The following is a 16876-nucleotide window of genomic DNA, read 5'->3' on the forward strand; positions in this document are numbered from 1 at the left end:
CAAGGACATTACTCTCAACTTTTTCCTAACGTGATACTTGTCTTAACTGGGTTAAATACAAGTTCCGTAATGTGTAACCGCACTTCTTAATATTATTATTGTTTTCATGAGTGCTTAATGCAGGCTTTGTTTTATTATTTGCTCTGCTTGAAATACTTATCGTACAGATACGCAAAAACCTTTAGTAAAAATACTAAATTAATAAAAAAAGATGTATTGGAAGGGTATTAAGTGGCCAGGCTAATGCCTGGCCAACCGCTCGAGTGTCAGAGAGTGAGCGTCCTCTCAACTGTTTGGCTTCTAAGAGCGAGTACTACCTCCTGGCCTTGTTCCCCAAACAGAGGGTCAGTCAGGAAATCTAGCTTATCCTAGTAGCTGTAAAGCTGCTTGTGGACGCTGGTTAGCCTGAGATAGTACTGTGGTACTTGCACTTTGGATAATCTGATTACGTGTCAGGTTAGCCGTTTCTTCCGCAAAATCAGTATCCAAAATTTGTGAACGAGCTGCAGACATATTCTCTGAGATGTTCGACAAGTTACGGATAGTTGACTGGAAGCGGTTTGTTAACGCACCTAAGTCGGCTCTAGCGCCACCAATTGCAGAGATTGCGGTGTCTAGCGCAACTAGAGCAGCTGAAGCTCCACCAGCGCTTGAAACTGACAATTCGTTAATTTGCATACCCGTTGCTGAGAAACCGTCAAGTCCATCTGGACTACTTAGGTTTACAGCAATAGTTTGACCACTGTTAGCACCTACTAAGAAGGTTGCAGAAAACCCACCAGTAAGAATATCAGTTTTGTTAAACTGCGTATCTGTAGAAACACGAGATATCTCAGTCAATAGCGCAGTTACTTCTTTTTGAAGTGCGTCGCGGTCAGCTTGTGAATTGATACCGTTTTGCGACTGTACTGCCAATTGGCGAATACGCTGCAAAGCTGTTGTGGTTTCGCCAAGTGCGCCTTCTGCAGTCTGCGTTAATGAAATCGCATCATTCGCATTGTTTACGGCTTGGTTTAAACCATTGATTTGGGTTGTCATACGGTCGGTGATTTGAAGACCCGCCGCATCGTCTGATGCTCTGTTTATTCTGAAACCAGAAGATAAACGCTCAAAAGACGTATTTAGTGAACTACTTGAATTTGATAACTGACGCTGCGCATTTAGGGCAGATACGTTAGTATTTACGAACATAGACATAAGTCTCTCCTACACTCTCAGTCCAGCTGTCGCTGGCAGGCCGGACGTGACTCCGGTGATTTAGTTACATATGTAGAACATAAGAATTGCTATTAACAAATTCATATGTACTGGCTCTCTCGTAAATGGTTATCGACAAGGGAAAAATTCCCTTTAATATAATTTGAGAAAAAAGTAGTAATAAATGAGCAAGGGCGGCAATATTTTGCCGCCCTTAAAATATGAACAGGGTGTGTTAGGTAGAAAAATTAGGCAGATAAGCGAGTAAAAAACCAAATTTTTACTCGCAAAAAAAATTGAAATTATTTTATAAAGTTTTAGATATAATTAAATAAAGACAGATTTGCGATGCGGGGAAAGGATGCAAAAGCGGCTTCTAAGGCGGTTTCTTGCTTTGAGAATTCTGTTGAGGCAGCAGCATAATCCACATCTTCAATTGCCGAACGAGCTTGCTCGTTAGAGACCTCATTATCAAGCAATGAGTTTTTAACCGACTCAGCAATGTTTAATCTAGCCCCTATTGAAGAAGCTTCCCTTGCCATTTTATCAAGCCCATTGTCTATTCCTACCAATGTATCATCAAGCACTGATGCAAACTCTTGGCTAGTCAAGCTACTATCATTTAAGGCCAAATATAAGTTATTTAGGGTTTCTGCCAAATTATGTTTCTCAGGCCGGTTTAAATCTATCTGGAAACTGTCACCGGGGTTGCCCACTGGTCGCATTTCTATACCCTGATAGCTAAGTACTTCGCCAGATTCAAATGATAAGGTGTCTACTACTGCACCGGTACCAAGATTAGTCACTTCTATTTGTGTACTGGATATAATGTCAAACTGATATTGATTGTTCGCATTATTCACCGGATCAAAGTTTTCAATGTGAAATTGATCAAAGGTGCCCTGATTTTTAATACTGTAGTCGTCAAAGCTTACCCCTGAAATATTCGAAAACGAGAAGTTTAATCGGGCTTGCACATCTTCAAACACTGTTTTACCTGAACTGGTCGTTTGAATACTAACGCTGTCAGATATTTGCATGGTATTGGTGCCGTCGTCGCCGTTAAAGACAATTTGATTGCTTGTAGCCGTGGGATTGAACTCAAAGGCTTGGGTAGCTGATTGATAGCCAGCAAAAATATATTCACCGCTGGCGTTTTGAGAGTTCATTAAATCAACTGTTTGATTCCGCAGCTGCTCTATTTCGGCGCCTATTGCAACACGGTCAGCCTCTCCTATAATCCCGTTACCAGCCTGAATAGTTAATTGCCTTGCTCTATTAGCCACATCATTAATGCTATCCAAAGCAGTTTCTTGAAGCTCAAGCGCATTAGTGGCCAAGTCATTATTTCTGTTGAACTGAGTTATCTTATCTAACTCTTCATTCAAACGAATAACTTGGGAAGCCCCTACTGGGTCATCAGAAGGGTTTAGTAATTTTTTACCTGTGGCAAGCTGAGTCTGAATATCAGACAAGTTTCCTTGACTGGTATTAATCGAGCGCAAGTTCTGGTCATAAATTAAATTAGTTGTAATACGCATAAAGTTTACTCACAATTTTAGTATTGAACCCCAATTGACTTATCTGGCAGCAGCCAAAATAGTGTCAAACATCTCTTGGGCTGTGGTTAATATTCGAGCTGCGGCGGCATATGATTGTTGGAATTGAATCAAATTTGCGGCTTCCTCATCTAAACTCACCCCTGAGGTGGACTCAAACCAATTAGATGATTGTTCTTGCATTACCGTTGCCGCTGCCAAATCAATTTTAGCCCCAGCCGCTGCTGACCCAACTTGGCCGACTAAGCTGGCATAGGCTTCTGTAAAGGTAGTAGTATTTGCTTGGTCATCATTGCCAGAGCGCACAAAGTCTTGCTGTTGCAAGGTTGCCATTTCAATCGCATTTCGATTGTCATTTATACCATTGGTGTTGTATTCCAGCGTAAACTCATCCCCTGCAATTGGCTCACCTTCTAAAGAAAAGTCGTAGCCGGGATAATCGTCAAGGGCTGAAAACTCCGCCGGCCATGCCGGGTTTCCATTGGCTTTAGCCTGTGCTAATAAGTTATTTAAGTCACTCGCACCTGAAACGCTTGTAATAATCTGGCCAGCACTGTCTAACACATCAAACGCATCAGAATCAGTAAAACGAACAGCAACCGGCGCACCAAAGGTTGCCGAGGGCGATTCACTTACATCTTGTAGGCCACCTGTGCCATTAAAAGCTGATGCTAAAGGGTTAGCAAAACTTAAATCCACTACACTGTTGCTAATGGTTGTACTAATAAGTGAAGCATCACCTAAATTATTAATACTTTGTTCTATACGCAGGGGCTTAGCAAAGGCTAAATCTTGCGAACGCGTAGTAGCCATTGTTAAATTCGAAGCAGCCAAACGCGTGGGTTGAATTAAAAACGCATCGCCTATGGCATAATTTGAACCGTCATCAAACTCAAGCTCAATGCCGCCAAGCGTGGCATTATAAGTTCCTTTTTCTGCGGTAACGGTAATTGTTTCAGTAATGGGATCATTATTGCTATCAAGTTCTGGTAGGCCATCAGTTGTTACAGCTGCTACTTCAACGTCAAATGTTGCCGGCGCACCACTTGGCGTAGTTAAAACCGTTACTTTGTAGTCATTGCTGGTCACTAAACTACCTGCCCCGTCAATAATGCGTCCTGAAATACCTAAAGTTAAATCAGAGTTACTCGGATAATTAATGGCACTGAAATCAGCAATACTGAAAAGGTCTGAACCTAGCTGTAAATCTAAATCCATGCCTTGTTTGTTTTGCGTGTTCATGGTGTCAGCTAAGCTCGTCGCTAGCTTACCTAAATCTCGCTGAGCCGGCTCTAATACTTGCTCACGATATTTATAAATTCCACCTAATGCGCCTCCTAGCTCTTGTTCAAGCACATTGATAGTAGTGTTATTTTTGGGTGGTTCGTAAGTGGTTTGCAAACTCAATTGGCGATTGGTGTAATCTGGGTCACCGCTAACTGTAAAAGCGTTAAAACTGCCGTCAGCCATGACTAGAGATTCACCTGTGGTCAAACTTACGACTAATCCGGTATTTTCAGTAGAACTAGTGCGTACTTCTATAGCCACTAATTCTGACAAATCTAATATCGCTTGGTCACGTTGGTTTAGCAACTTTGTTGGTGTATCAACAGTACTGTTTCCTTGCGCAACTTGAATTGCTTCATTTAAATTGGCTATTTCGTTAATCAGGCTATTAGCGTTTTTGACCGAATCTTGAATCTGTAATTCAACCTCTTCTTCTTTGTCTTGCAAATAGTCACCAAGTTGGTTTATGCGATTAAGCACGCTACTTGCTTCGCCCATTACCACATCTCTTGAGACCATATTGGTTGGGTCGTCAGTGGCGGTTTGAATAGCTGAGAAAAACCGCGTCATAGATTCTGAAATGCTGTTTGCTTCTGAGGCTAAAATATTGTCAATGCCCTCTACGCGATCGTAAAACGCTTGCTGCTCACCCACGGCGCTAGTATCGCGGCGCAATTGATTTTGCGCGAACACATCGAGCACTCGGTCTGTGTAACCAAAATCAACACCGCCATTTAACCGAGAGGTAAACTCCGTGCGTTCTCGTACATAGCCTTCACTATTAATATTGGCTATATTGTTGCTGGTTGTGGCAAGTAACTTATTACTGGCATTTAAGCCGGTAGTTGCCATGGAATATAAATCAGCATTTCTAATCATATTTGTTTCCTTGAGCTAGCGCGTACTCATTACCCTGCCATGTTATTCTGGCATTAGGTCATTTAATAAACTGCCCTCATAGACCGACATAACTTTGTCAGCATATTTAGGGTCAGTGGCATACCCTGCTTCTTGAAGTGCAGAGAAATATTCATTTGGCGATTGCGTTTTTTCAAGCGCTTGTTCGTATCTGGGATTTGATTGAACGAAATCAGCATAATCGTTAAGTGAGCTAGCGAAATCTTGATAGCTTCTAAATGCAGCACGTTGGCGCTCTGGTAACTGGTTTACATATTCAAGCGTATCAACCACTGCTTTCTCACCTTGCCAGCGGCTATCGGCTTTTATACCAAACAAATTATGCGTACTGTTTGCATTGCTTTGCTGAATAACGTGTTTGCCCCAACCGGTTTCAACCGCCGCTTGAGCAATTAATGCTTTAGGATCAATATTCAGTTTTTCAGCAGCCTCTAAAGCTTGAGGATACAAATTTTCTACAAAGGCTTTAGGTGTATCGAATACAGCCGCTTTTGTAGCGCCCTGTGCACCTAAAATTGCATCTTCATTTTGCTGACGTGTTAAAACGCGTTCACGATTTAAAATTGATAAATCCCCATCAGAGCGAACTGCCCCAGATGGCATTACACCATTGTTAATCCCCATTTGCTGTACAATTACGTCAGCCAGGCCAATGCTTCCGTTTGTTGATAAATTGGTCGCTAGCTGTTGGTCATGCATATCGCGGTAAAACTTAACTTGGTCAGAATTAAACGGACTGTCTTTATCAGCAATTGCGTCTTGAGCTTGGCGCATAGATTTTAATAACATTTGGACAAATATCGCTTCAAATTGCTTTGCGGCTTCTTCGAGCGCGCCATCGTCACCGCTTTTTGCAGCGGCACGAAGCGTGTCTAAACTCCCTAGGTCGTGAACTGAACGCGACATTTCTAGTTGGGATGTAGTACTTGCCATATTGTCCATTAAGCAACCCTCTTTATTCTTTTATTTTTATTAAATAACAATTAGCTCACCTTGCAGGGCACCTGCTTGGCGAAGAGCTTCTAAAATTGCCATTAAATCACCTGGCGCTGCGCCAATTTGATTCACGGCTCTTACCAATTCATCAAGCGTTACACCGGGTTCAAATTTAAACATGCGGCTATCATCCAATTGCACATCCACAATCGATTGCCCTATTACGGCGGTATCCCCATTTGCCAAAGCGTTGGGCTGAATCACTTCTGGGTCTTCAGTAATCGTTACGGTTAATCCACCATGGGTGATGGCTGCGGGTAGTAAGCGCACGTCTTGGCCTATTACAATAGTGCCTGTTCGGCTATTAATAACTACTCTTGCTGGTGCAGTGGCGGGTGTAAATTCAAAATTCTCAATGGTGGCTAAGAAACCTACTCTTTGGCCCACTTCTCGTGGAGCACTTACTCTTACGGAAGCGGCGTCCATAGGGGTGGCAATGGCATAACCCTTTGCTGGATCAGCTCCTAAGCGTTGATTAATGGCATCCGCTAAGGCTTTTGCGGTTGAAAAATCAGGGGTATTTAAATTAAGTGTAAGGTAGTCATTCTTCATTAAGCCATTAGCGACTGTGCGCTCAACTACAGCACCGTTAGCTATTGTACCTACGGTTGGCGTATTGCTTACGATGCGCGAACCATCATTACCTTGCGCGCCAAATCCAGACACAACTAAACTGCCTTGGGCTACAGCGTATACTTCGCCATCTAAACCGCGTAAAAACGTTTGCAATAAGGTTCCGCCTTGCAGGCTACTTGCCTCACCTATAGACGATACTGTTACATCAATAGTTTGGCCGGGCTTCGCAAACGCAGGTAAATCAGCATGAATAGCCACGGCCGCCACATTCTTAATTTTAGGTTTTACGTCAGCACTTAAGCTAATACCAAAATTACTTAACATGGTACGAAATGATTGTTCTGTGAATGGTGACGTTTCGCCAGTACCGGGTAAACCCACTACTAAGCCATACCCCACTAGTTGGTTATCGCGTACGCCTTGTACTTTGGCTAAATCTTTAATTCTTTGCGCGGCACCTAATTGCGTACAATATGCCAGCAGCACTAAGGCAAAACTAGTGCCTACAAAAAATCGAGTTAAGATGCGAATCATAATGGCCACCATTTAGATGAGAAGAATTGCGTTAACCAACCTTTTTCCTGTGCACGGGCAAAGCTACCTGTGCCGCTATATTGAATGCGTGCATTGGCGATTTTGGTTGATTCAATTTCGTTTGTTGGTGTTACGTCAGCAGGTCGAATAACCCCTGTTAAGCGAATGTATTCATCGCCATTATTTAAGGTAAGCCACTTCTCGCCACGAATAATTAAGTTTTGATTAGGCAATACCTCAACGACTGTCACTGATATATTCCCTTGTAAACTATTGCTTTGGCTAGCCGAAGCATCACCCGTAAATTCATTTGAAGAATCCATGCCTAGCTGAATAGCTTGGTTACCAATGCGAACAGCATTGCCGCCTAAACCCATAATAGGATTTACATCCAGCGTTGACTCTTTAGAGGAGCTTGTTCCGGCACTCTTACTTGCATTAGTATTTTCACTTAAGGTAACAGTAATGATGTCGCCCACACGGCGGGCTTTCACATCAGAATACAAACTATTTGATAATGACACTGAAAACAAACTGCCGGTTTCGGCAATATCTTGGCGCTTTTCAACAGGAACACTTGGAGCAAAATAGGGATCATTTGCTTGAATACTTTCACTTGGCGTAGATTGACACCCCGTTAAGCTAAGCGCACATAGTAGTGCGCCTAAAATGGCTACTGGTTTGCCTTTACTAGGCTTTAAACAATAGGATTCAATAATACGCATCGTAAACCTCTTATAACTGTTGAATAACCTGACCAAGCATTTGGTCAACGGCTGAAATTACTTTAGAGTTCATTTCATACAAACGCTGGCTTTCAATCAGGTTTACCAACTCTTCAGTTACATTTACATTAGATGTTTCAAGTGTACCTTGTGATAACGAACCTAAACCTTCTAAGCCAGGGATACCTTCAATTGGCGCGCCTGAAACAGCTGTTTCGACATATAAGTTTTGTCCGGTTGGCTGTAGCCCTGGGCGATTAATAAAATCAACTAAGTTGATTTGCCCTAATACCTGAGGGTCAGCTTGGCCGCGTAGTTGTGCCGACACTTCACCATCTTGCGAGATAGTGATTTGTTGAGCATCTTCTGGCAAGGTAATCACTGGCTGTAACACGTAACCTGCGCCTGGCGTTACCATCTGCCCTTGGTCATTTAAAGTGAATTGTCCATTTCGTGTGTAAGCAGCGCTACCATCAGGCATTTGCACTTCAAAAAACCCATTACCTTGAATAGATAAATCCAAGGCATTTTCGGTAGTAAGTAAGTTGCCTTGGGTGTGGGTTTTCTGCGTCGCCACGACTTTAGAACCCGCACCTAACATAAGTCCTGATGGTAATTCGGTGTCTGCTGATGAGCGACCGCCAGGTTGATTAATGTTTTGGTAGAGCAAATCTTCAAACACTGCACGGTCTTTTTTAAATCCAACCGTGCTTGCATTGGCTAAATTGTTAGACACTACCGCAACATCTGTTTGTGCTGCGTCTAAACCTGTTTTACTTATCCATAGAGCTGGATGCATAGTATAAACCTCCGCGAAGCTCGCCTTCGCTTAATTAAAACTTAAATAAATCTGAGTAATGAATTACCGCTTGAAGACAATGAATCCGCTTTCTTCATTAACTTCACTTGCATTTCATAGTGGCGCTGCAGGCTGATCATGTTGACCATCTCATCTACCGCGTTTACGTTTGAGCCTTCCAACATGCCTGATTTAACCTGCACATTTATGTCTTGCTCCGCTATTTGGCCACTTTTTAAATCAAATAAACCGTCTTCTCGACGTTTCATTTCATCTAAAGGTGGATTCACTAATTTAAGCTGGCCGACTTCTTCAATAGCATTTTGCGGCGCACCTTGCAGCCTAGCTGAAATTCCGCCATCGCCAGAAATGGTGATATTGTCTAAGGGTACGGGTAAAAAGATAGGACCGTTTTGCCCCATAACCATATTGCCTTTTGGATCAAGCAAAGCGCCATCGCTACTCATGGTTAGGCCGCCCGCACGAGTGTATGCCTCTTCTCCTTGGGGCGTTTGCACCGACAACCATCCATCTCCCTGGAGTGCAACATCAAGTGCGCGATCAGTAGTAATCATTGGACCGCCCTCGTAATTATTGCTTGGGCTTTCGGTCATACTAAATACGCGTGAGGGTAGGCCTTCTCCATATGCAGGCATAGCGCGAGCTTGTTCAAGCTGCGCTTTAAAACCGTTGGTTTGGGCATTAGCTAGATTATTTGCGCGCACGCCTGTGGCCATCAAATCTTGTTTGGCGCCACTTGCTGCTATATAGAGAAACTTATCCATTTACTTACCTTATTATTTCACTAGCGAACATTCGCCAATTCATCGATACTTTAAAATACCGGATATTGGTGATTATTTAGCAAGTAATATGCCAACAAAGGAAAGTATGGTTTTATTTGTATTTTATTGATTTTTATACAAAATATTGCCGCATATAAATATAAATATGCGGCAATTTATGGCCGTAAGATATGAATATATCTTTAAGAGAAAGGTTTATCTAATGTTCAGTATAGTCTGGTTCAACTGGTTATTGACTTCCAGCGCTCTTGAGTTGGCTTGAAAGTTACGCTGAGCAATAATCATATCAATAAGTTCGGTCGTCAAATTAACGTTGGCCTGTTCTAAAGCTGACGAATTAATGTCGCCATAGGTGCCGGTTGTGGCTTCACCCGCTAAAGCTTCACCTGACAATATACTTTCTTTCCACTGCGTTGAACTTTGCTGAGTCAATCCCTGTTCATTCGAAAATCGCACCAGTGCTACACGCACAATTGGTTCAGATGTTCCGTTTGAAAACGTGGCTCTTACTAAGCCATCAGGCGCAATATCAATACCGGTTAGTCGACCTACGGGTAAACCATCTTGCTCTAATGAAGTAACTTCAAAAGCTGACGCAAACTGGGTGGGTTCATCAGCATCGGCACTAGAAACATTTAAGTTAAAGTCAGTTGTAATTTGCTGAGTTGCATCAGAACCATTTGAGAGTATGTCACCTCCAAGCATTTCAGATTGAAACTTACCATTTAACTGCGGAAGGCCGTCAGCCGACTCAATGGCTACGAAATCACCGCCATCACTGAATCGAATTTTAGCAGTAGTGACTTCATTACCAGTATTTGCACCAAGCGAGTTAACCGCTGTAGCTGGATCTGAATCACTACCATCAGAATTTGTTGCGTCAAGTAATTGGTCATCAATTGCGGTAGCAACATACCATTCGTTGGTTGCCGCAGCGTCATTATCTTTAACAAAGTAGTAGGTCATAACGTGGCTATCACCTAATGAATCATAAACAGTAACAGAGGTTGCCGCATTGTAAGTTAGCGGATCGGTTGGGTCAAAATCCGCAGGGTTTAGGGCTGAATCACCTGCGGGTAAGTTAAACCGCATATCAACTTCGGTTGTCTGTTGAGGTGAACCCGATGAATCAGGAATGCGCACAGGCTCGGTTGTACTTAGTGCTACCGATGCAGATGTGCCATCGGTGTTAACAGGGAAACCTAGAAGATTATCACCGTTTGAATTTACCACGAAGTTATCAGAATCCAGTTTAAATTGTCCTGCTCGAGTAAATGAGAAATCGCGAGAGGTAATTTCAGGCACTGTGGCAAAGAAACCATTACCGGTTATTGCTAAATCTAAGGCATTATTGGTAAACGCTAAACTGCCTTGTGAAAACTGCTGTGAAACCTCTTGAGTAAGAACACCATCCCCTACTTTGGTTTTACCTGAGGCCAATAGTGATGCTGCATATACATCACCAAATTCAGCTCTTGATTCTTTAAAACCAACTGTGTTTACGTTTGCGATGTTATTTGCAGTGGTGTCTAGGTCTTTTTGAGAAGCTGACACGCCACTTAAGGCTATATTAAAAGACATATTATTACTCCTATGAATTTCCGATTTGGATGACGTCGTCTAAGCTAATACTGACATCGCCATCTAGATTTAATACCACGCCAAGACTTGAGCTTGATAGGCTTACACTGTCTACGTGTCTATTTACTGCTGTGGGCAAGGCTGTTGCTTCACCAAACACATTGCCTTGAACGGTAATGGCATAATCACCAGGCGGCATTAAGTTGCCGTCGTTGTCAGTACCGTCCCATGAGAACTCAATATTACCGGCAGCTTGAGTGCCAATATCGATGGTTCTCACTATTTCACCACTTGGGTTTTGAATAGTGATTTTGGTGTCTTGCGAGGTTTGCTCATTTATGATCACACCTGATAAACCATCACTTTGGTTCGCCATGTGCCCCACATTGCCTGTTACCAACACGCTTTGTCCAATTAAGCTCGAAGCCTGTAAAGCTTGGTTACTAGTCATGCTAGAGGCGAACGTTTCAAACTTTTCATTGAGCTGTGAAATACCATCGGCTGTTGTGAAAGATGTCATTTGCGCCACTAGTTGGTCATTATCCACTGGGTTAGTAGGATCCTGATTAGCAAGTTGCTCGGTCAAAAGGGCAAAGAAATCCTCTTGCTGAAGCGTTTGTTCTGTTCCATCAGAAACAGCAACTTCTTCTTCAGTATTCCAATATAAATCGGTATTTAGGCTATTTGTAATATCCATCAGCTATTCCTCAAGCTATACAGGTTTATGACTGTTGTCCGAGCTGCAATACACGACGAAAAATTCGCTTAGTTGTATCTGCAACCTGTACATTTGTTTCGTAGCCTTTTGACGCAGAAAGCATATCTGCCATTTCTTCAACCACGTTTACGTTTGGTTTATATATATAACCGTTTTCATCAGCCATTGGGTTACCCGGAGAGTACTCCATTTGTAATGGCTTCGCGCTTTCTACTACGCCCAGTACATTTACGCCCACCCCCTTGGTTTGGTCACTTGAGGCTTGGTCAAGTGCCGCTGCAAATACAGGATGACGAGCTTTATAGGTATCTTCGTAGCTACTGCTTACGCTATTGGCGTTAGCAATGTTGCTGGCCGTTGTATTCAATCGAACATTTTCTGCCTGCATGCCGGTACTGGCAATATTCATTATGTTAAAAAGGCTCATATTATTGTCCTGGGCTTAGGGCTTTTTTCATACCTGAAAACTTGCCGTTAATTAGCATTAAACTTGTTTCATAGCGCATACCTGCGTCTAAGAATTTGTTACGTTCATTTTGCACGTCAACGGTATTGCCGTCACCGGTATCAGGCTGATTAGGAATTCTAAACTCAGCCTCAGTTTGCAGTTTTGACGTACCTTTTATATGGTTGTTGTGCGTAGTAACCATGGATGATTGCGTTAAACTTGCTTGACCAGACTGTGCGGTTCTCATGGCTTTTTGAAAGTCAATGTCACGCGCTTTGTAGCCCGGCGTATTGGCATTTGCTAGGTTTCCAGATATAACTTCCATTCTATCGTTTCGCACTTTAAGTGCTTGCTGATGAAGTCCTACCATTTTATCTAAACTAATTGCCATGATTAACGCTACCTATTTTCTACTTAACATTGTTGTCGACTTTGCATGCCTAAACAGTAAAAGCGGCAAAGCACAACTCGCTGTGAAAACAGTAGAGCAAAGCCTATGCCAAAAAATAGAAGTATGAGAAATAAAGTAATTCAGGAAAAGGAAATAATTACTTAAAGCCTTGTATAATAAAGGCCTTCGTGTCCTGTTCGAACTTTGAAAAGATGTTCAGCACCACCAATAGATTCGGCTGCGCCTAAAAACAAACTGCCGCCTGGATTTAAACAAGCGGCAATTTTGTTCAGGATATTGACTTTTTCGTTGCCGTTAAAATAAATCAGCACGTTGCGGCAAAATATAATGTCAAATTTGCCCAAGGCTAGGTAATTATCGAGTAAATTAAAACGCTTAAAAGACACCATTGACTTAAGCTTATTATCAACAGACATTTGCTTAGTGCTGCTATTGGTGAAATATATTTTTTTTTGGCTTTCAGCTAAGCCTCTACTAAGTGCCAGTTCATCATAAATCCCTTCCTTTGCATGCGCTATCATTTTTTGAGAATAGTCTGTAGCGACTATTTCAACACGCTCTGAAAAAGCGCCTGGATGTTTACTTTGAAAATCGCAAATAGTCATTGCAATTGAATATGGTTCTTGGCCTGATGCACATGCACTGCTCCATATTCGCAAACGTTTTTGCTGCTGAAATAATGAAGGTAAAATAGCGTTACTCAGTAAGCTAAATGGATAGCCGTCACGAAACCAGAACGTTTCGTTTGTAGTCATTAACTCAAGGCATCTATCGCTGATCGCTTTATTTTTGAGGGACACTACATCTTGGATAAATGTATTTATATCAGCATACTGGCAATCTCGCGCAATCGCAGTTAAACGGCTACGCACTAAATACTGCCTATTATCACCTAGCACTATCCCTAACTGTTTTTGCAGGAATTGGGAAAAAGCAAGATATGATTGCGGGCTTAAGTCTGCTGACATTAATAATGGCTACTGTTTTAAATCAGTAAGTAGCCACTTTTGTACTGCGCCGGCAAGTTCATCTGGATGAAATTTAGCAATGAAATCATCAGCACCCACTTTTGAAACCATCGCTTGGTTAAAGACCCCACTTAAAGAAGTATGTAAAATCACTTGTAAGCGATGTAATTCAGGCGTGTTTTTAATTTCAGCGGTTAGCGTGTAACCATCCATTTCAGGCATCTCTATGTCAGACACTATTAACGCAACTCGGTCCGTCACATCTCCGGTTTCAGATGCAATCTCTTTTAATCTGTTAAGTGCTTCTAGGCCATTTTTTGCCATTTCAATCTCTAAGCCTAGAGTAGACAAAGCCTTTTTAACCTGATTACGAGCCACTGACGAATCATCTGCTATAAAGATGATTTTTTCAGTGTTGGTGCCTACATCAACGTTGTCGGTTATTTCTTTACTTACATCAGTATTGAGAGGCGATATCTCGTTTAGAATTTTTTCTACATCAAGTATTTCTATTAACTCACCTTCTACCTCGGTAACAGCGGTTAAATAACTAGCACTACCAGCTCCTTTTGGAGGCGGCATAATTGCATCCCAGTTAGTGTTGATAATGCGCTCAACGGAACCGACTAAGAAGCCTTGCACCGAACGGTTGTACTCCGCAATAACGATAAAACCATTTTGCAAGTCTTCAATAGGTTTTCCGCCTGTAGCCATGGCCAAGTCTATCACCGAAATTGTTTGCCCACGAATATGAGCCACGCCCCTTACTAAAGCGTTAAGCTTTGGAATAGAGGTTAACGGGGGGCACTGTAAAACCTCACGTACCTTAAATACATTGATTCCAAATCGTTGCCGCGAATTCAAGCGAAATAACAATAATTCTAATCGGTTTTGACCCACTAACTGCGTGCGTTGATTGACCGAGTCTAAAATACCTGACATACAAACCCCCGTTTTAGGCATGATTGTTGCGTTGTAAGCTTGTAAACATATTTATCACAGCTGTGGTGCCATAGTTATGACGCTACATACAATACAATAGCGGTAAGCGCTCATTATAGGCTGCTTGCACAAAGGCAAATAAATTATGATGTTAACAATTCAATATTCAAAGTTATCGGCTGCTATAGGCATAGTCTTTACGTGTTTTTTAATAAGTTTTATCTTTGTACCTAAATCCTATGCCATGCAAATGTCTTCACATCAACAACTAGCTGAACAAGTTGAAGATTATTTACTTCAGCACATTGACATAGATGGTAGCGAAAACACTAAAATTCTAGTGCGTGAAATTGATGAACGTATCAATATTCCAAACTGTAGCGAAGCCTTCGTATTTACGAGCAATAATATGCAGGCTAAGCAGTCAAATGTGTCAGTGAAAGTACAATGCCCTAACACCCAGTGGTATTTGTTCACCCATGCTACCGTGTCTATTATTAAACAAGTCGTAGTCGCCAATGACAATCTTAGCCCAGGCTCTTTGCTGACTAAAAACAACATTCAAGTAGTAGAAATAGATAAAAATAAATTGCGAGGTTCAACATTTTCCTCCTTAGATGAAATTCTTGGCGCGCGTATTAAACGACGCGTTCGTACAGGTAATATTATTAGCGATAGAATGCTGTGCTTTATCTGTAAAGGTGACCGCGTCACAATTGCAGCCGTAAGCGGCGGTTTGTCTATTCAAGTTTACGGGGTAGCAGAAGAAGACGGTGTGTTAGGGGAAACCATTCAAGTGAGAAACCTTTCATCCGATAAACTAGTATACGCCAAAGTAGCTAGTACTAGCGAAGTCCAAATACACATCTAAAGGTTTAGTTGGTACAAAGTTTGCTTGCACTACTAGTAGAAGTAAAAAAAGATGCGCGTCGGTACGGTTTTAAGCATTATCTGTAGTGTTCTAGCAGCAAATTGATGTTTAATTTGACGGGGCTTAGTGAAAAGTGACATTATTTTGTCAGTTTTTTTAGAATTAAGCCTAAAGAAATAAAATCGTAGGTCGATATCATTTACAGAGGCAACAAAATTGGTAGGAAATTATGTCAATTAATAATGTAAACAATACGAACAAAGCTCAGTTAGACGCAGCTAAAGTTGCACAGCAACAAGTGTCTAGCCAAACTGGTAGCTCATCAGCTCAGGTTTCAAGTGAAAAAGCTGCGCCTGCTAAACAAGACTCGGTATCTTTAACGCAGTCTGCACAACAGCTGTCTAATGTGCAAAAGAAAGGCTCTGAAGCGCCGGTTAATCAAGAAAAAGTGGATCGCTTGAAAAAAGCCATTTCAAATGGTGAGTATCAAGTTAATCCTGAATTATTGGCTAAGAAGATGGCCAGTTTAGAATCACAGCTATTAGGCGTGAGAGCATAATAAATTATGAAAACTAGTCTTGAGAATGCAATTGCAACACAACTTGGTCATCTCCGAGATTTAAAAGCGTTGTTGGAACAAGAGCTTCATTTAATCAGCTCTCGAGAGCCGGAAACACTTATGCAGCTTTTGCAAGATAAGCAAAGCCTGCTTGATACAATAGAATCTCAAGATTCTGCCGTTGAAACGCTCTACCAAAGAAGTTCTGACTCTGGCTCTATACCAGATATTTGCGAAGAACTTTTGCAAAGCTGTAAACAAGTATTGTTTGAGTGTAAATACTTGACTCAAATTAACGCAAAATCAGTTGAGCAAGGACAGCTAAGATTGGTTCATCTACGTAATTTCATGATGGAATTACGCGCGAAGGAATCAATGACCTATGATCGCTCGGGTAAAACATCGGGTGATAGTTCAACTAAAGGCTTTAGAGCCTAGCAAGCCTCTTAAATAATTTCCCATAAAAAAGCACGTTTCATAACGTGCTTTTTTGTGCTTAAATTTCACTAAACAACTAGTAGTAAGTAACCTTTCTTATTTTTCTAGGTTGAGCAATTGATAAATACAAATCATGCACTTTAGCCATATCGAGTTCTAGCTCGGTTGCGTAAGTATCATTGCCAACGGGGTAGCTTTTTACTACTCGAGCACCTCTAATAACACCCTCAACCGATGACTTTAGCTTGTTATCGGTGAGCACCATGTTGGCGAGTTCTTGCTGGCCGTCAACTTTTTGCCCATAAACTTGTTCTGCTAGCTCTCTGTAAGCATCCAGTTTAGACGCTTTAATTGCCATTAATCGCTTACTTGAATCATCCAAAGCTAATTGCGCATTAATAGGCGCATAGCCAACCGCATTCAATACGGGGTAGTTTTCAGGCTCAATCGTTTCCCACTCAACATGTTTACTGATCATGCTCCCACATCCGCTCAAACTTAAAGATAAGGCAATAAAGCTTGCTCGTAAAAGCAACTTAGGC

General features: G+C 41.8%; 18 protein-coding genes. 3 read left to right on the forward strand and 15 right to left on the reverse strand.

The genetic code is table 11. From position 1 onward, the window contains the following. Positions 1 to 363: 363 nt before the first annotated feature. The 14 genes from ACOI22_RS05585 to ACOI22_RS05650 form a co-directional block, all read right to left on the reverse strand. A complete protein-coding gene (locus ACOI22_RS05585; protein WP_420671019.1) occupies positions 364 to 1197 on the reverse strand; it encodes a flagellin in 834 nt (277 codons plus the stop codon). 317 nt (positions 1198 to 1514) lie between these two features. Further along, positions 1515 to 2738: a flagellar hook-associated protein FlgL gene (gene flgL / locus ACOI22_RS05590; RefSeq protein WP_420671020.1), complete on the reverse strand. Its 1224-nt coding sequence runs from the start codon at positions 2736 to 2738 to the stop codon at positions 1515 to 1517. Between the two features lie 39 nt (positions 2739 to 2777). Further along, positions 2778 to 4922 (reverse strand): flagellar hook-associated protein FlgK, encoded by a 2145-nt coding sequence (flgK, locus tag ACOI22_RS05595; RefSeq protein ID WP_420671021.1) that lies wholly within the window; start codon positions 4920 to 4922, stop codon positions 2778 to 2780. A gap of 42 nt (positions 4923 to 4964) precedes the next feature. Further along, a complete protein-coding gene (flgJ, locus tag ACOI22_RS05600) occupies positions 4965 to 5903 on the reverse strand; it encodes a flagellar assembly peptidoglycan hydrolase FlgJ (protein ID WP_420671022.1) in 939 nt (312 codons plus the stop codon). Between the two features lie 30 nt (positions 5904 to 5933). Then, positions 5934 to 7067 (reverse strand): flagellar basal body P-ring protein FlgI, encoded by a 1134-nt coding sequence (locus ACOI22_RS05605; protein ID WP_420671023.1) that lies wholly within the window; start codon positions 7065 to 7067, stop codon positions 5934 to 5936. Continuing rightward, entirely contained in the window at positions 7064 to 7792 is a 729-nt protein-coding gene (gene flgH / locus ACOI22_RS05610) for a flagellar basal body L-ring protein FlgH (RefSeq protein ID WP_420671024.1), read from the reverse strand. The genes ACOI22_RS05605 and flgH overlap by 4 nt, the downstream gene beginning before the upstream one ends. Before the next feature lie 10 nt (positions 7793 to 7802). Continuing rightward, the gene (flgG, locus tag ACOI22_RS05615; protein ID WP_420671025.1) at positions 7803 to 8591 is read right to left on the reverse strand and encodes a flagellar basal-body rod protein FlgG; all 789 of its coding nucleotides are present in this window, start codon (positions 8589 to 8591) and stop codon (positions 7803 to 7805) included. A 41-nt stretch (positions 8592 to 8632) separates the two neighbouring features. Continuing rightward, positions 8633 to 9376, reverse strand: coding sequence for a flagellar basal-body rod protein FlgF (gene flgF / locus ACOI22_RS05620; RefSeq protein ID WP_420671026.1), 744 nt, complete (start codon positions 9374 to 9376; stop codon positions 8633 to 8635). Positions 9377 to 9592: 216 nt separating this feature from the next. After that, entirely contained in the window at positions 9593 to 10978 is a 1386-nt protein-coding gene (gene flgE, locus ACOI22_RS05625) for a flagellar hook protein FlgE (protein WP_420671027.1), read from the reverse strand. A gap of 10 nt (positions 10979 to 10988) precedes the next feature. Then, the gene (locus ACOI22_RS05630) at positions 10989 to 11675 is read right to left on the reverse strand and encodes a flagellar hook assembly protein FlgD (RefSeq protein ID WP_420671028.1); all 687 of its coding nucleotides are present in this window, start codon (positions 11673 to 11675) and stop codon (positions 10989 to 10991) included. A gap of 25 nt (positions 11676 to 11700) precedes the next feature. After that, positions 11701 to 12123, reverse strand: a complete 423-nt coding sequence (gene flgC, locus ACOI22_RS05635) for a flagellar basal body rod protein FlgC (RefSeq protein ID WP_420671030.1) — start codon at positions 12121 to 12123, stop codon at positions 11701 to 11703. A 1-nt stretch (position 12124) separates the two neighbouring features. Then, the gene (flgB, locus tag ACOI22_RS05640) at positions 12125 to 12535 is read right to left on the reverse strand and encodes a flagellar basal body rod protein FlgB (RefSeq protein WP_420671031.1); all 411 of its coding nucleotides are present in this window, start codon (positions 12533 to 12535) and stop codon (positions 12125 to 12127) included. 161 nt (positions 12536 to 12696) lie between these two features. Next, positions 12697 to 13524, reverse strand: a complete 828-nt coding sequence (locus ACOI22_RS05645) for a CheR family methyltransferase (RefSeq protein ID WP_420671032.1) — start codon at positions 13522 to 13524, stop codon at positions 12697 to 12699. Between the two features lie 9 nt (positions 13525 to 13533). Beyond that, positions 13534 to 14466, reverse strand: coding sequence for a chemotaxis protein CheV (locus ACOI22_RS05650; protein ID WP_420671033.1), 933 nt, complete (start codon positions 14464 to 14466; stop codon positions 13534 to 13536). Positions 14467 to 14611: 145 nt separating this feature from the next. Between ACOI22_RS05650 and flgA the strand changes: the two genes are divergently transcribed. The 3 genes from flgA (at position 14612) to flgN (ending at position 16334) form a co-directional block, all read left to right on the forward strand. Further along, positions 14612 to 15337: a flagellar basal body P-ring formation chaperone FlgA gene (flgA, locus tag ACOI22_RS05655; RefSeq protein ID WP_420671034.1), complete on the forward strand. Its 726-nt coding sequence runs from the start codon at positions 14612 to 14614 to the stop codon at positions 15335 to 15337. Between the two features lie 229 nt (positions 15338 to 15566). Beyond that, a complete protein-coding gene (flgM, locus tag ACOI22_RS05660; RefSeq protein ID WP_420671035.1) occupies positions 15567 to 15896 on the forward strand; it encodes a flagellar biosynthesis anti-sigma factor FlgM in 330 nt (109 codons plus the stop codon). Between the two features lie 6 nt (positions 15897 to 15902). Further along, positions 15903 to 16334, forward strand: a complete 432-nt coding sequence (gene flgN, locus ACOI22_RS05665) for a flagellar export chaperone FlgN (RefSeq protein ID WP_420671036.1) — start codon at positions 15903 to 15905, stop codon at positions 16332 to 16334. 76 nt (positions 16335 to 16410) lie between these two features. Here flgN and ACOI22_RS05670 read toward each other — a convergent pair whose 3' ends face one another. Continuing rightward, positions 16411 to 16812 carry an LPP20 family lipoprotein gene (locus tag ACOI22_RS05670; protein ID WP_420672322.1) on the reverse strand — a complete coding sequence of 134 codons (402 nt, stop codon included), beginning with the start codon at positions 16810 to 16812 and terminating at the stop codon, positions 16411 to 16413. Positions 16813 to 16876: the final 64 nt, after the last annotated feature.

This window comes from Glaciecola sp. 2405UD65-10, assembly GCF_048820975.1.
In the GTDB taxonomy this organism is placed as follows: domain Bacteria; phylum Pseudomonadota; class Gammaproteobacteria; order Enterobacterales; family Alteromonadaceae; genus Glaciecola.

Coding starts and splice junctions, on each gene's coding strand:
- ACOI22_RS05650 (WP_420671033.1), bottom strand. CDS start 14,466: ATGTCAGGTATTTTAGACTCGGTCAATCAACGCACGCAGTTAGTGGGT.
- flgN (WP_420671036.1), top strand. CDS start 15,903: ATGAAAACTAGTCTTGAGAATGCAATTGCAACACAACTTGGTCATCTC.
- flgB (WP_420671031.1), bottom strand. CDS start 12,535: ATGGCAATTAGTTTAGATAAAATGGTAGGACTTCATCAGCAAGCACTT.
- ACOI22_RS05630 (WP_420671028.1), bottom strand. CDS start 11,675: ATGGATATTACAAATAGCCTAAATACCGATTTATATTGGAATACTGAA.
- flgA (WP_420671034.1), top strand. CDS start 14,612: ATGATGTTAACAATTCAATATTCAAAGTTATCGGCTGCTATAGGCATA.
- flgJ (WP_420671022.1), bottom strand. CDS start 5,903: ATGGACAATATGGCAAGTACTACATCCCAACTAGAAATGTCGCGTTCA.
- ACOI22_RS05645 (WP_420671032.1), bottom strand. CDS start 13,524: ATGTCAGCAGACTTAAGCCCGCAATCATATCTTGCTTTTTCCCAATTC.
- flgG (WP_420671025.1), bottom strand. CDS start 8,591: ATGCATCCAGCTCTATGGATAAGTAAAACAGGTTTAGACGCAGCACAA.
- ACOI22_RS05605 (WP_420671023.1), bottom strand. CDS start 7,067: ATGATTCGCATCTTAACTCGATTTTTTGTAGGCACTAGTTTTGCCTTA.
- ACOI22_RS05585 (WP_420671019.1), bottom strand. CDS start 1,197: ATGTCTATGTTCGTAAATACTAACGTATCTGCCCTAAATGCGCAGCGT.
- flgL (WP_420671020.1), bottom strand. CDS start 2,738: ATGCGTATTACAACTAATTTAATTTATGACCAGAACTTGCGCTCGATT.
- flgE (WP_420671027.1), bottom strand. CDS start 10,978: ATGTCTTTTAATATAGCCTTAAGTGGCGTGTCAGCTTCTCAAAAAGAC.
- flgF (WP_420671026.1), bottom strand. CDS start 9,376: ATGGATAAGTTTCTCTATATAGCAGCAAGTGGCGCCAAACAAGATTTG.
- flgM (WP_420671035.1), top strand. CDS start 15,567: ATGTCAATTAATAATGTAAACAATACGAACAAAGCTCAGTTAGACGCA.
- flgH (WP_420671024.1), bottom strand. CDS start 7,792: ATGCGTATTATTGAATCCTATTGTTTAAAGCCTAGTAAAGGCAAACCA.
- flgK (WP_420671021.1), bottom strand. CDS start 4,922: ATGATTAGAAATGCTGATTTATATTCCATGGCAACTACCGGCTTAAAT.
- ACOI22_RS05670 (WP_420672322.1), bottom strand. CDS start 16,812: ATGATCAGTAAACATGTTGAGTGGGAAACGATTGAGCCTGAAAACTAC.
- flgC (WP_420671030.1), bottom strand. CDS start 12,123: ATGAGCCTTTTTAACATAATGAATATTGCCAGTACCGGCATGCAGGCA.